The organism is Aquirufa sp. A-Brett2-15D, assembly GCF_054558735.1.
This window is the reverse complement of the sequence record NZ_JBSKFT010000001.1, coordinates 465,285-478,422: the sequence shown is the minus strand read 5'-3', so window position 1 is coordinate 478,422 and position 13,138 is coordinate 465,285. Positions and strand designations below refer to the sequence as shown.

Here is a 13,138-nt window from a genome sequence, read left to right as displayed (position 1 = left end):
ATGAAACAGCGGCTTGTCCTTCTTTCTTTTGTGTTGTCTTTAGCTATTATGGTAGCGAAGTTTTATGTCTATTTTTTAAGTGGCTCGACGACTTTATTGACAGATGCATTAGAATCGATTATTAATGTAGTGGCTGCTTGCTTCGCTTATTATTCGATTTATTTAGCTTCTTTACCTAAAGACCTAAATCATCCCTATGGACATGGGAAAATCGAATTTTTTGCCTCAGGATTAGAAGGAGTACTTATTTTATTAGCCTCAGCCTATATTTTCTTACACGCTTCGCAGCATTTATATGCGTCTCCGGCCTTGAAGAGTTTAGACGTGGGTATGGCCGTATCCTTTGTTTCAGCGGCTATTAATGGATTATTAGGATACTATTTAGTGAAGAAAGGGCGAAGCTCTCATTCACCAGCCTTGATTGCAGATGGCAAGCACCTTCGTTTAGATGCATATAATGGCATTCTAGTGGTAGTAGCCTTAGCCATCACTTATTTTACGCATTGGTTTTGGGTAGATGCTATTGCTTCTTTCTTATTTGCTGGTTTCATGTGCTGGCAAGGGATTCATTTAATTCGGGAATCTGTGGCTGCCTTAATGGATGAGACGAATCCTGCCTTGTTTGAAAAAGTGACCGACTGGATTGTGGCTAATAAAAAAGAGGAATGGATTGATCTGCACAATTTGCGCGTACAGCAATATGGCGGTGATTTGCATATTGATTGCCATTTGACTTTACCTCGGTTTTGGGATTTACAGAGAACACACGAAGAAATTCATGGTTTTGAAACCATGTTAGGGGAATTGCAAGCAACTCATGTGGAGATTTTTGTTCACGCAGATCCCTGCTTAGATGAATGTTGTAACCACTGCTCTATAGCTGATTGTGCTATTAGAAAGATCGCTTTTTCGAAAAAAATTGAATGGAATCAAATGAATTTGGCCCTAAACCAAAAACATTTTAACGAGACTCTAGCTCGTTCTTAATTGGTTCTTAAGGAACCGATTCCTCCGTCTACCCCGATAATCTGACCTGTAATCCATGAATTAGCCGGATTTAATAAGAAGGCTGCTAAATTAGCTACATCTTCTGATTGTCCTACGCGTCCTAATGGATGTCTTTTTCCTCCAGCTTCTATTTTTTCTGGTGAATTTAATAAAGTCCCAGCTAATGGCGTTTGAGTCAAAGAGGGAGCGATAGCGTTTACCCGGATCTTATTTGCCGCTAATTCTGCTGCTAATGAACGAGTTAGACCTTCTATGGCACCTTTAGCACTCGCAATAGAGGCATGGAATCCCATTCCGGTTTGAACGGCAACTGTACTAAATAAGACGATAGAAGAAGTTTCTGACTGTTTTAAAGCAGGTAATAAAGCTTGAATCACTCGAACGGCTCCCAACACATTGATTTGGAAATCTTTCTCAAAATCAGCGGACGTTATCCTATGAAAAGGCTTTAAATTTATGCTTCCTGGGCAATAAGCAATACCATCTAAGGGACCAGTAATGGCCGCAATTGCTGAATCATCAACCTCTAAAGCATCCCACGTGTGATTTTCAACGCCCGTGATGGAGGATGGATTTCTAGAGAAATTAATAACTTGGTGACCAGCTGAAAGCAATAAAGATGCAATGGCCTCGCCTATTCCTTGGCTAGCACCTACAATGACAAATTTTCCCATGTTTACCCTTGAATGGACTGTAAGAATTCTCTTTTAGTACTATCGTCTTGGAATTTACCTCCATAATACGATGTAATCGTAGAAGTAGCATCATCTTTAACGCCTCTTGAAGAAACGCACAAGTGTTTAGCATCGATGAAAACCGCCACGTGATCCGTTTTCAAAACCTTTTGAAGGTATTTAGCAATTTGCATAGTAAGACGCTCTTGAACTTGCGGTCTTTTAGCAAAATATTGAACAATGCGATTCAATTTCGAAAGCCCAATTACTTGACCCGATGAAACGTATGCAATGTGTGTTTTACCTACGATGGGCACAAAATGATGTTCGCAATTCGAATAGAAAGAGATATTCTTTTCGATCAGCATCTCATTATACCCATATTTATTTTCAAATAAGGCTATTTTAGGCTCATTAGCTGGATTCAATCCATTGAAAATCTCTTTAATGTACATTTTAGCTACGCGCTTAGGTGTACCGCGCAATGAATCATCCGTTAGGTCTAAACCTAAGGTTAACATGATTTCACGGAAATGAGCTTCAATAATGTCTATTTTTTCTGAATCAGAAAGATCAAATGCATCCTCCCTCATCGGTGTTTCGATAGAGGTGGCTACATGATTGTCCCCAATTTCCTCGTCATTCAACAAGAAATGGTCATTATCAATTAGCAGGGAATTCAACGAAATTTCGTTCGGTTTCATATAATCTGATTTTTAAATCTAACTTAGAAGGGAGTTTAGCCCTCAATTTGTTGTAAATAACGATGACAATGTTTTCTGCTGAAGGATTTAAATCTGCGAACTCAGGTACGTCTAAATTTAAATTCTTGTGATCAAATTTTTTGCATACTTCTGTTTGCGCTAAATCAGATAAAAACTTTGTATCAATAACATAACCCGTTTCTGGGTCAATTGTTCCGGTAACCTGAATAATTAATTCATAATTATGTCCGTGGTAGTTTGCATTGTTACATAAACCAAATATTTCTTTGTTCTTCTCAGCAGTCCAAAGTGGGTTATGCAATCGATGAGCTGCATTGAAATGTTCTTTACGGAATACGGTAACGCGTGTTGCTTCAGTCATTTTTTCTAAATTCGTATAAAATTAAAGTATTTTCCTTAAATTTCATCTTTAATAACCTATTGTTAATATATGAAAAGAAGGAAATTTATCTCTGATTCCTTAGTATACACCTCTGGTACCGCTTTGTTTCCCACTTTCTTGAGTCATACACCAGTAGAACAAACAAAAGTACGTTTAGGTTTTATAGGTGTGGGATTAAGAGGCCAAAGTCACTTGGAAATGGCTATGTATCGACCAGACGTTGAAGTGGTGGCGATTTGCGATATTGACCTGAAGGCCATAGATATAGCCTTGAAAATGGTATCAGGCAAAGGAAGACCTACCCCCGCTGTATACGGTAAGACGGAAAAAGATTTTGAGAATTTAGCTAAACGTACGGATATCGATGGTGTTGTCATTGCAACCCCATGGGAATGGCATGTTCCGATGGCCTTAGAAGTGATGAAACAAGGCAAATATGCTGGCGTGGAAGTTTCGGCTACTGTTACCTTGAAGGAATCTTGGGATCTGGTGAACATGTACGAAAAAACAGGTTCTCATTGCATGATTTTAGAGAATGTGTGTTACCGAAGAGATGTGCTGGCAACTTTAAATATGGTTCGCCAAGGGATGTTTGGGACCTTAAATCACGTTCAATGTGGTTATCAACATGATTTACGTGAAGTGAAATTTAATGATGGAAAGCAGGGTTCTGGTGTTGGTGTTGAATTTGGGGAGAAGGGTTTTTCAGAGGCCAAATGGCGTACCCAGCATTCTGTCGATCGCAACGGGGACTTATATCCTACTCATGGCTTAGGACCAGTGGCTGAAATGTTAAATATTAACCGTGGAAATCAGTTTGCTTATTTAACGTCGATGGCGACACCTGCTTTGGGATTACATAATTATATCGTTGAAAAAGGGGGTGCTGATCATCCTAATGCCAGTGTAAATTTCAAATGTGGCGATATTGTTCAGACAATGATCAAGTGTGTAAACGGAGAAACAATCCTTATTACGCATGATACGAATTCACCTCGTCCCTATTCACTAGGATTTAGAGTTCAGGGAACGAAAGGTCTTTGGATGGAAGATAATAAATCGATTTATCTCGAAGGTGTTTCTGCCAAAGCGCATCGCTGGGAAGATGCTAAGCCTTATTTAGACAAATACGATCATCCTTTGTGGAAAACGCATGCAGCAGATGCGGAGAATGCGGGCCATGGAGGAATCGATTATTTTGTTTTAAGAGCCTTTATTGAGGCAATTAAAGCGAAAGTAGCGCCACCGATCGACGTATATGACGCGGCGGCTTGGTCTGCTATTGCACCCCTTTCAGAGGAGTCTATTAAGAAAGGCTCCGCTCCTATTCAAATTCCCGATTTTACCCGGGGTAAATGGAAAAAAAATCAACCAATTTTTGCTTTAAACGATCAATACTAAACCAAATGAACCAATCAAAAAACGTAAACGGACCTTTATTAATTATTGGAATTCTCTTCTTTGTCTTCGGATTTGTGACCTGGGTGAATTCGGTGCTAATCGCCTTCTTTAAGGATGCTTTTCAATTAAACAATTTCGATTCACTATTAGTCACCTTTGCTTTTTTCATCTCCTATTTCGTGATGGCGATTCCGTCTTCTTGGGTCTTAGCTAAGACCGGCTTTAAAAAAGGGATGTCTTTAGGACTTTTAGCCATGGCAGTAGGAACCTTATTGTTCATTCCTGCTGCTCAAATGGAGAATTATCCGATGTTTTTATTCGGTCTTTTCGTTATTGGAACTGGCCTAGCGCTTTTACAAACAGCTTCTAATCCCTATGTAACTATTTTAGGCCCTGCTGAATCTGCGGCGCAGCGTATTTCTGTGATGGGAATTTGTAATAAGGTCGCAGGAATTTTAAGTCAGTTTATCTTTGGTGGTTTATTTCTATCAAGTGCGGTCGCGGGTTCCTCGAAATTAGCCATCGTTATTATGCCTTATGGTATTATGACAGCCGTTTTAGTAGTTCTAGCCGTTTGGGTATGGTTCTCGTCTTTACCTGAGGTAGAAGCGGAAGAGACAGTAGAGGAAGCTGGAATTACGAAGTCAAGTGTTTGGTCTTATCCGAGTTTAGTCTTAGGTCTAGTGGCTTTTTTCTTGTACGTAGGAGTAGAAGTAATTGCTGGTGACACGATTATTAATTATGGTGTTTCACAAGGATTTAGTCAAGATGTAGCGAAAATATTTACCACCTACACCTTATATGGAATGTTAGTGGGTTACGTGGTAGGTATCTTTTTTATCCCCAAATACCTATCCCAGCAAAAAGCCTTGAACTATTCGGCTATTTTAGGAGTCTTATTTTCGATAGGCGCCATTACATTGACAGGATTTATGTCTGTTTTATGTTTAGCTCTGTTAGGTTTAGCTAATGCGTTGATGTGGCCAGCCTTATGGCCTTTAGCGATTAAAGGATTGGGGAAATTTACTAAGATCGGTAGCGCCTTAATTATTATGATGATTTCTGGTGGAGCCTTAATGCCTTTGTTGTATGGCAAAATAGCGGATCAGATAGGTAATACGCAATCGGCTTATATGATTTTGATTCCCTGCTATATTTTTATCTATTATTACGCAACAATTGGTCATAAAAAGAGTTCTTGGAAGTAGAATTGCCTATTTTTGCGTTTTATTCCCGCTATGTCTAATTTATCCTTTTCCACAGACCCTTTAATTGCAGACGGTAATCGTTATGCCTCGTCCTTGTACACGTATACTAGACGAAGCACCATTCCTGTTCAAATCGGGGATCTTTATGTAGGTTCAGACTTTCCTATTCGGATTCAGTCGATGACCACAGTAGATACGATGGATACCCAAGGTTCCATCGAGCAATCTATTCGCATGATTGATGCAGGCTGTGAATTAGTTAGAATTACGGCTCCTTCCGTGAAGGAAGCGCAAAACCTAGAGAACATTCGAAAAGGTTTACGTGAACGCGGTTATCATACACCCTTAGTAGCTGATATACACTTTACACCTAATGCAGCTGAATTAGCAGCTAGAATCGTCGAAAAGGTGCGTATTAATCCGGGTAATTACGCGGATAAGAAGCGTTTTGAGACAATTGATTATACTGATGCGTCTTATGCAGCTGAATTAGATCGTATTCGTAATAAGTTTTTGCCCTTAGTCCATATTTGCAAGGAATATGGAACAGCGATGCGTATCGGAACGAACCACGGATCATTGTCTGATCGAATTCTAAGTCGTTATGGTGATACACCTAATGGGATGGTGGAATCGGCTTTAGAATTTCTGCGCATCTGTGAAGATGAAAACTATTTTAATATTGTGCTGTCGATGAAATCATCGAATACGCAGGTGATGGTGGAAGCTTATCGTTTATTAAGCAAAAAATTGAAAGACGGCGGATTTAAGGATTATCCGATGCACTTAGGTGTGACTGAGGCTGGGGAGGGTGAAGATGGTCGGATTAAATCTGCTGTAGGTATAGGAACTTTATTAGAAGATGGTTTAGGCGATACGATTCGCGTTTCATTGACGGAGGATCCTGAATTTGAAATTCCTGTGGCGCAAGATTTAGTTCGTCGTTATGACTCACGCGCTTCATCACAAGATCCGATTTCAGTTTTTAGTGGTATTTCGCCCAAATATGACTCCCCTATTAACCCTTTCGCACATTCCCGTCGAAAGACCTCGGAGATTTTTTCGATTGGTGGACATCAAGTACCGCGGGTAATTGCGGATTTCTCCACTCGGGCATCCATTGAGATTGTAGATTTAAAAGCAATTGGTCATTTTTATTTGCCTGAGCCCGATAAATGGGCCATGAATGATTTAGGGGCTGACTTTATCTATACAGGAAAGCAAGCGCTTGATTTTATGTTGCCTAACGGTTTGCGTCAGATACAAGATGCCTCTGTTTATCAGGCCTCTGATTTTGTATATCCGCTATTTACGTATGCGGAGTATGAAGTAACGAACGTTAAGCATCCTGTTTTGAATTTTGTTCAGGTAGATGCAGCAGAATTACTAAGTGGCGCTGATTCTTTTGATAAGACAAGCGTGATTGTGTTGAATTCATCGAATGCGCATCAAATGCCAGCCATTCGCCGTGCTTTTTTTCATTTGAAGGAAAAAGCGATAGATAATCCGGTTATTATTCACTTGAATTATTCGTCCATTTCAGATGATCAATTTCAATTATTTGCTCCCACTGATGGAGGAGCACTATTTATTGATGGCTTTGGAGATGGGCTTTTATTAAGCTTGAATCATGCTAAAAATAAGGAAGCCTTGTGTAATGCGACTAATTTTGGGACGCTTCAGGCTAGCAGAATGCGTATATCGAAGACGGAATATATTTCTTGTCCTTCTTGTGGCCGAACCTTATTTGACTTACAAGAAACAACAGCCATGATTCGCCAAAAAACCGATCACTTAAAAGGGGTTAAAATCGGTATTATGGGTTGTATTGTTAATGGTCCAGGAGAAATGGCTGATGCAGATTATGGCTATGTAGGTATAGGAAAAGACAAAATTGCACTTTACAAGGGTCAAGACATCGTAAAGAAATCCGTTCCTGCGGATTCAGCAGTAGATGAGTTAATTCAACTAATTAAAGAACATGGGGACTGGCGAGAGCCGTCTGTAAACGAATAGAAAATGAGCAGATTAAGAGAACAATTTAAGGTAGGTGAAGTTTTTACGTATTTCGTTCGCGTCTTCAAGAAACCTAAACCAGGTGCGCCCTCTAATTTCAATATTCGTGCGATGCACACGATTAACAAGATATCCATTTTGATGTTTATCGTATGCTTAATCGTGATGACTTACCGCGCCTTTATTCGCTAGTTATTTCGTCCCGTACAGGCACCAATTTTTTGCCTTTTTCAAAGCGCTAGCGTCTTTCGTTTTTCCTTTCACATAATCACATAGGAATTGATTTTCCTTAGGACCTAAGGCATCTGGCATAGAATTGATGAGTTCATCAATTACCTTCATTGCCTGCGTAGCTTTACGCTGTTTAAACAACATATCAGATTCTACCATCCAGGTTCTACGAACGATACTAGAGCGATCTAGGCCCGTTCTAGCCATTTGTGATTTTAGTTTCACCATTCCTACTTCTCCTAGTTGAGAGGAGCGTGAGCTGGTTAAGGTGAGTTGGAAGATATTCTCATAAATCATTCTGACCACAGAAGGGTCGAATATGGAATTATAATAGTTCAGGTTGCGAATGAAATAATCAAATAAACGATTATCATGGCTCATTAAGGCCACTTGCATTACATTGAAGGTAGACTGTGAACTATATTGTGCAGGTTTCAATAAGCCTATATAGGCATTCATTGCCTTGATATTTGCCAACGTATCACCCGTAATCCGGGCATATTCAGCATAATTTAATAGCATACCTGGATTCTTTTCTCTGGCCTCTAACCGTTTAGGAAATTGGGATACTTGCTCAGCAGGATTAGCCGCTTTGGTGCCTATTCCATTTACCATGGCTACCGTATTTTCTTTTTCTCCAAAGATCCGTGCTTGAATGATTTTCATCGATTTTGGCTCGAAAAATACGAAGGTAGGCGTTGCGTTGACAATAATGCCTGCCTGCTTTAAAGCCATTTGATTCGCAGGATTGCGAATGTCTAATTGGTAATTAATAAAGTTTTTGTTATACACCGCTCCCACTGCCGCTTGATTAAATACACCTTTGAATGAAGTGCAAACGTGGCAATCCGGGGCATAGATCTCCATGAAGAGTAACTTATTTTGCTTAATGGCAGCTGATCTCGCTTCTTGCAACGAATTCACCTGTAAAAAATCAATTCCTTGAGCAACACTCAAAAAAGGTAAAAGCAGAGTTAGGAGTATGTATTTCATTTTTTGGTGCCTTTTTCAGCAGCTACGATTTCTTTTTGTAAATGAGATGACAAGGTGCGACAAACGGATTCTAGCTCTTGTGCGAAGAAATTATCTCCTGTGGCTTGTAATGAAGCATCAGCCACGGTGCCCACTATTTCGATAAAGAATCTTTTCATATCTACTACTTCCATGTCTTTTGTCCAAAGCGGCAAAGTCAATGTTCCCTTGTGATAGGGATCCCAAGTGGCTACTAAAATAGCCTTGGTTTCTTCGATGCCTTCGTTCGGATTATCGGTAGCTGACCATGAGATTTGCTCTGGGATATTTTGGTCGTCTAATTGTATCTTAAAATTGATTTCAGAATGTTTCATGGATGTAAAATTAATCGTATTTTCGTATAAATTAAGGAAATTAATGGTTAGGGCTGAAATTATTACCATTGGAGATGAGATTCTATACGGGCAAATCCTTGATACTAACACGCAATGGATCAGTCTTGAATTAGACAAATTAGGTATAAAAACCGTGCGGAAATCTTCCGTGGGGGATCAAAAATCAGAAATTCTTCAGATACTTAACGAAGCGGCTCAGCGAGCTGATGTTGTTTTTATAACGGGCGGATTAGGCCCGACTAAAGATGATTTAACGAAGAAAATTCTGGCTGAATATTTTGATTGTGACCTTCAAATGCACTCAGGGGCCCTTCAAGATGTAACCGAATTCTTTGCAAAGCGTGGCCGAGAATTATCGGATATTAATCGGGATCAAGCTTTACTGCCTGCCAAGGCTGAGTTTGTTCGCAACAGTCAAGGAACTGCACCTGGTATGTGGTTTAATGAAAAAGGAGTGATTTGGGTTTCAATGCCTGGAGTTCCTTATGAAATGAAATCAATCATGGAGCAGGAAGTGCTCCCGCGCCTAGTAAAGCATTTTAAAACGCCTATCATCTTCCATAAGCTTATCAAGACGGTAGGGATAGGGGAATCCTATTTATCTGATCTCATTGAGACTTGGGAATTGCAATTACCAGTTCATATTAAATTAGCCTATTTGCCTTCTATTGGTATTGTAAAGCTACGTTTAACTGCTTTAGGTGAAGATTTAGAGGTATTGAAGGCTGAAGTGGAGGTAGAATTGCAGAAAGTGCTTCCATTGATTCAATCCTATATCTATGGATATGAGAAGGACGAATTAGCTGAGGTGGTAGGTCGACTGTTAATTGATAAAAAGGCAACACTTGCCGTGGCAGAGAGTTGCACTGGCGGACATTTGGCCCACCAGTTTACACAAAATGCAGGTTCGTCAGCTTATTTCTTAGGAGGTATTCTCTCTTATGCTAATCAGGTGAAAATGGATCAGCTTGGTGTTTCTGCGGATATACTTGCAAAAAATGGTGCTGTATCTGAAGAATGTATAAAAGCAATGGCTGTAGGAGTGCAACGGCGACTGAGCACTACGTTTGCTTTAGCTACATCCGGTATTGCCGGACCTGATGGCGGAACGGACGAAAAACCGGTGGGAACCGTTTGGATTGCGCTTGCTCATGAGAACGGCGTAATTACAAGAAAATTAACTTTAGGAGGAAATCGCATGCAAAATATTTATTTAAGCTCTCTAGCTTGTGTAAATTTGCTGCGCAAATATTTATTAAACGATTTAACCTAAGCATATGGCCATTACAGAAGTGATTATGCCCAAAATGGGTGAAAGTATCATGGAGGCAACTGTTTTAAATTGGTTAAAACAGCCGGGTGACTACGTAGAAGCAGATGAATTTATTTTAGAGGTGGCTACCGATAAAATAGATACAGAGGTTCCGTCACCAGTGGCGGGTTATATGCAATCCATTTTAATTCCCGTAGGATCTGTCGCGACGATTGGTCATGCGATTTGCCTTATCGATGCGGTAGAGAATGACATTCCATCATCATCAACCGAATCGTTTTCGCTAGATGAAGACCTCAGTTCACTTATTGATTTAACCTTAGGGACATCTGAATTAAGTACGGAGAAATCGACAAATCCTTGGATATCCCCCTTGATTAAGCAGATTTGTCAGTCAGAGAATGTGTCTCAAAGAGAATTAATGCAGATTCCGGGTTCAGGTTTGGATGGTCGCATTACGAAAAAGGACGTGCTTAATTACATTGCTGTTCGTAATTCTAAAAGAATCATTTCATCGGGTACTTTAAGTCAAGGCGCAGGGATGCGTTTACCAGGTGATGAGGTGATTGAAATGGATCGCATGCGTAAGATGATTTCGGAGCGAATGTTAGATTCGAAGCGTGTAGCTCCTCATGTTACTTCGTTCTTAGAAGCGGATGTCACTAACATGGTCAACTGGCGTGCAAAGGTTAAGCAAGTCTTTCAAGATAATCACAAGGAGTCGCTGACATTCACCCCGCTCCTATTTAAAGCGACTGCTGATGCGCTAAAAGACTTTCCAGGAATGCTCATATCGGTAGAAGGCAATTACATCGTTCAGCACGCCCAGATTAATATTGGTATGGCGGTGGCTTTACCTAATGGAAATTTAATTGTTCCCGTGATTCACGAAGTCGATAAGTTAACTTTAACAGAATTAACCCAAAAAGTGAATGATCTTTCCGCCAGAGCCCGTGCAAATAAATTAAAACCGGCTGATTTAGAGGGTGGCACTTTTACTATCTCCAATATTGGCGGATTTGGCAATTTAATGGGAACTCCTATTATCGTGCAGCCACAGGTGGGTATTTTGGCCTTTGGCGTTATCGAAAAGAAGCCAGCTGTTATTACGAATGATAAGGGTGAAGATGTCATTGCGATTCGTCAAAAGATGTTCATCTCCCATTCTTACGATCACCGGGTGGTGGATGGTTCATTGGGTGGCGGATTCGTTAAACGCGTGTCTGACTACTTAGAGAAATTCAGCTTAGATACCCAGATATAAATAAAAAGAGCCTCATTCGAGGCTCTTTTTATCATTTAAAACTTAGCGTCCGCTGGTTTCACATTCGGACGAATGATCTTTAATAACGTCAAAAGTTTAATCATTGGATACGTAGGGTCAAACTCAAACCACTTAGTAGCGAAGTTCACGCGATTAGGTAATTTGTGGTGGTTGTTTTGGAACAACTCTCCCATCATGACTACGTCAAAAATTAATGAATTCTTAGAATGATCGTGATTATCATAGTTTTGGTAGCCATATTTATGACCTGACCAGTTTACAATCGCACCATGTACAGGTCCCATTAAAAAGTGAACTGGTAATAGGAAGAAAAATGCCCAATGCATATCAAAGTAGATAAATCCGACAACATATAAAGAGACGTAGGCTACTCCCCAACCAATACGAGAAATCCAAGAATCCCCAATTTTTTCGATGGTTTTAGACACAGGATATTGATGTTCAAAGCGCTCGTCTACTTTTTGCTTTCTATTGAGCACCGCATTATAAATGTCTTTTGTTTTCCACATCATAGTGAATACGTTACTAGAAAACATCGGAGAATGTGGATCCTTAGACGTATCAGAAAATGCATGGTGCATTCTGTGCAAAATAGCATAAGCTCTAGGGCTTAAAAAAGAGGAACCTTGCGATAAGTAGGTTAAGAAATAGAAGAATTTTTCCCAAAACTTACTCATCAAAAACATTTTGTGAGCAGAATAACGGTGAAGGAAAAAAGTTTGGCTAAATAATGAAACATACCAATGTATGAAGAAGGCCGGAAGTACTAATTGCATAATAGAAAGAGTAATTTTAATGTTTTAACAAAAGTACGAATCAATTGTTTCTAATTTGAGCTGATAATAATTAAAAATACTGATTTTAATCAATATTTAAGACATGTAATCCATGACAAACGGCTATTCCAGCAGTTTCAGTTCGTAAAATAGACTTACCGAGACTAAAGGGTTTCCAATTATTTTTTTTCAATTCTTCCGACTCCTTTTCCGTAAAGTCACCTTCAGGGCCTATTAGCACGTGGTATTCTTGACCTTTTGTTGCCACCTTGGATAAAACGGCGACTGGTGGATTACCAATGAATGCGAATAATTTTTCACTTCCCTCTTTCACTGAAATCTCCTTAAACGTGTGTAATCCAGATATTTCTGGTAAAAATAGATTCTTAGATTGCTTAAGGGCCGAAATAGCTGTTTTTTCTAACCGTTGTAATTTTATCTCTTTTCGTTCCGAATTTTTAGTCGCCAAAAAATGAATTCCATGGATTCCGAATTCTCCACATTTTTCGACCATCCACTCCATTCGCTCCATCTGCTTAGTGGGAGCCACATAAATATGAATGGAATACACCGGTTTAGGCTCTGATTCAATGACTTCTAAGCCACTAAAAGCCACCTTTTTTCCTTCAATAGCGGAAATTTTGGTTGAAAATTTAGAGCCCCTACCATCTAAAAGGTGAATTTCCTCTCCTATTTTGAGACGTAATACCCGTATAGCATGAAAGGATTCCTCTTCACTTAGAAAAGAGGAATCCTTTGCATTAGGAGCATAAAAAACAGCTATACTCATAA

14 protein-coding genes are annotated in these 13,138 nt (G+C 39.7%); 7 read left to right on the top strand and 7 right to left on the bottom strand.

The features are described 5' to 3' along the window. A complete protein-coding gene (locus ACST14_RS02165) occupies positions 1-987 on the top strand; it encodes a cation diffusion facilitator family transporter (protein ID WP_459460104.1) in 987 nt (328 codons plus the stop codon). Here ACST14_RS02165 and ACST14_RS02160 read toward each other — a convergent pair. From ACST14_RS02160 to ACST14_RS02150, 3 genes are read right to left on the bottom strand one after another with little or no spacing between them, the layout of a single operon-like run. Next, a complete protein-coding gene (locus ACST14_RS02160; RefSeq protein WP_459460102.1) occupies positions 984-1,682 on the bottom strand; it encodes an SDR family NAD(P)-dependent oxidoreductase in 699 nt (232 codons plus the stop codon). The genes ACST14_RS02165 and ACST14_RS02160 overlap by 4 nt on opposite strands. Before the next feature lie 2 nt (positions 1,683-1,684). Then, a complete protein-coding gene (gene folE, locus ACST14_RS02155) occupies positions 1,685-2,386 on the bottom strand; it encodes a GTP cyclohydrolase I FolE (RefSeq protein WP_459460100.1) in 702 nt (233 codons plus the stop codon). Beyond that, a complete protein-coding gene (locus tag ACST14_RS02150; protein WP_459460098.1) occupies positions 2,346-2,768 on the bottom strand; it encodes a 6-pyruvoyl trahydropterin synthase family protein in 423 nt (140 codons plus the stop codon). Before ACST14_RS02150 ends, folE begins: the two co-directional genes overlap by 41 nt. Positions 2,769-2,837: 69 nt before the next feature. Between ACST14_RS02150 and ACST14_RS02145 the strand changes: the two genes are divergently transcribed. The 4 genes from ACST14_RS02145 to ACST14_RS02130 are packed head-to-tail and all read left to right on the top strand — an operon-like array spanning position 2,838 to position 7,606. Then, entirely contained in the window at positions 2,838-4,190 is a 1,353-nt protein-coding gene (locus tag ACST14_RS02145; RefSeq protein WP_459460096.1) for a Gfo/Idh/MocA family protein, read from the top strand. 5 nt (positions 4,191-4,195) lie between these two features. Then, positions 4,196-5,398 (top strand): sugar MFS transporter, encoded by a 1,203-nt coding sequence (locus ACST14_RS02140; protein WP_459460094.1) that lies wholly within the window; start codon positions 4,196-4,198, stop codon positions 5,396-5,398. 30 nt (positions 5,399-5,428) lie between these two features. Beyond that, positions 5,429-7,414, top strand: a complete 1,986-nt coding sequence (gene ispG / locus ACST14_RS02135) for a (E)-4-hydroxy-3-methylbut-2-enyl-diphosphate synthase (protein ID WP_459460092.1) — start codon at positions 5,429-5,431, stop codon at positions 7,412-7,414. 3 nt (positions 7,415-7,417) lie between these two features. Next, positions 7,418-7,606, top strand: a complete 189-nt coding sequence (locus tag ACST14_RS02130) for a DUF6728 family protein (protein ID WP_459460090.1) — start codon at positions 7,418-7,420, stop codon at positions 7,604-7,606. On the opposite strand, the gene ACST14_RS02125 is transcribed toward ACST14_RS02130, so the two are convergent. Further along, complete coding sequence (locus tag ACST14_RS02125) at positions 7,607-8,638, bottom strand: thioredoxin family protein (RefSeq protein ID WP_459460088.1); 1,032 nt, start codon at positions 8,636-8,638, stop codon at positions 7,607-7,609. After that, positions 8,635-8,991, bottom strand: a complete 357-nt coding sequence (gene gldC / locus ACST14_RS02120) for a gliding motility protein GldC (RefSeq protein WP_459460086.1) — start codon at positions 8,989-8,991, stop codon at positions 8,635-8,637. The genes ACST14_RS02125 and gldC overlap by 4 nt, the downstream gene beginning before the upstream one ends. Between gldC and ACST14_RS02115 the strand changes: the two genes are divergently transcribed. Next, positions 8,990-10,285, top strand: a complete 1,296-nt coding sequence (locus ACST14_RS02115; RefSeq protein WP_459460084.1) for a competence/damage-inducible protein A — start codon at positions 8,990-8,992, stop codon at positions 10,283-10,285. The genes gldC and ACST14_RS02115 overlap by 2 nt on opposite strands. A 4-nt stretch (positions 10,286-10,289) precedes the next feature. Continuing rightward, positions 10,290-11,549, top strand: a complete 1,260-nt coding sequence (locus ACST14_RS02110; RefSeq protein WP_459460082.1) for a dihydrolipoamide acetyltransferase family protein — start codon at positions 10,290-10,292, stop codon at positions 11,547-11,549. Between the two features lie 35 nt (positions 11,550-11,584). On the opposite strand, the gene ACST14_RS02105 is transcribed toward ACST14_RS02110, so the two are convergent. Next, complete coding sequence (locus ACST14_RS02105) at positions 11,585-12,346, bottom strand: acyl-CoA desaturase (protein WP_459460080.1); 762 nt, start codon at positions 12,344-12,346, stop codon at positions 11,585-11,587. A gap of 85 nt (positions 12,347-12,431) precedes the next feature. Beyond that, complete coding sequence (locus tag ACST14_RS02100) at positions 12,432-13,136, bottom strand: RsmE family RNA methyltransferase (protein WP_459460078.1); 705 nt, start codon at positions 13,134-13,136, stop codon at positions 12,432-12,434. Between the last annotated feature and the right edge of the window lie 2 nt (positions 13,137-13,138).

Bases quoted from the DNA above. Each gene is read 5' to 3' on its own strand.
- ACST14_RS02145 (WP_459460096.1), top strand. From the start codon at position 2,838: ATGAAAAGAAGGAAATTTATCTCTGATTCCTTAGTATACACCTCTGGT.
- ACST14_RS02140 (WP_459460094.1), top strand. From the start codon at position 4,196: ATGAACCAATCAAAAAACGTAAACGGACCTTTATTAATTATTGGAATT.
- ACST14_RS02125 (WP_459460088.1), bottom strand. From the start codon at position 8,638: ATGAAATACATACTCCTAACTCTGCTTTTACCTTTTTTGAGTGTTGCT.
- ACST14_RS02105 (WP_459460080.1), bottom strand. From the start codon at position 12,346: ATGCAATTAGTACTTCCGGCCTTCTTCATACATTGGTATGTTTCATTA.
- gldC (WP_459460086.1), bottom strand. From the start codon at position 8,991: ATGAAACATTCTGAAATCAATTTTAAGATACAATTAGACGACCAAAAT.
- ACST14_RS02160 (WP_459460102.1), bottom strand. From the start codon at position 1,682: ATGGGAAAATTTGTCATTGTAGGTGCTAGCCAAGGAATAGGCGAGGCC.
- ACST14_RS02165 (WP_459460104.1), top strand. From the start codon at position 1: ATGAAACAGCGGCTTGTCCTTCTTTCTTTTGTGTTGTCTTTAGCTATT.
- ispG (WP_459460092.1), top strand. From the start codon at position 5,429: ATGTCTAATTTATCCTTTTCCACAGACCCTTTAATTGCAGACGGTAAT.
- ACST14_RS02115 (WP_459460084.1), top strand. From the start codon at position 8,990: ATGGATGTAAAATTAATCGTATTTTCGTATAAATTAAGGAAATTAATG.
- ACST14_RS02110 (WP_459460082.1), top strand. From the start codon at position 10,290: ATGGCCATTACAGAAGTGATTATGCCCAAAATGGGTGAAAGTATCATG.
- ACST14_RS02150 (WP_459460098.1), bottom strand. From the start codon at position 2,768: ATGACTGAAGCAACACGCGTTACCGTATTCCGTAAAGAACATTTCAAT.
- folE (WP_459460100.1), bottom strand. From the start codon at position 2,386: ATGAAACCGAACGAAATTTCGTTGAATTCCCTGCTAATTGATAATGAC.
- ACST14_RS02130 (WP_459460090.1), top strand. From the start codon at position 7,418: ATGAGCAGATTAAGAGAACAATTTAAGGTAGGTGAAGTTTTTACGTAT.
- ACST14_RS02100 (WP_459460078.1), bottom strand. From the start codon at position 13,136: ATGAGTATAGCTGTTTTTTATGCTCCTAATGCAAAGGATTCCTCTTTT.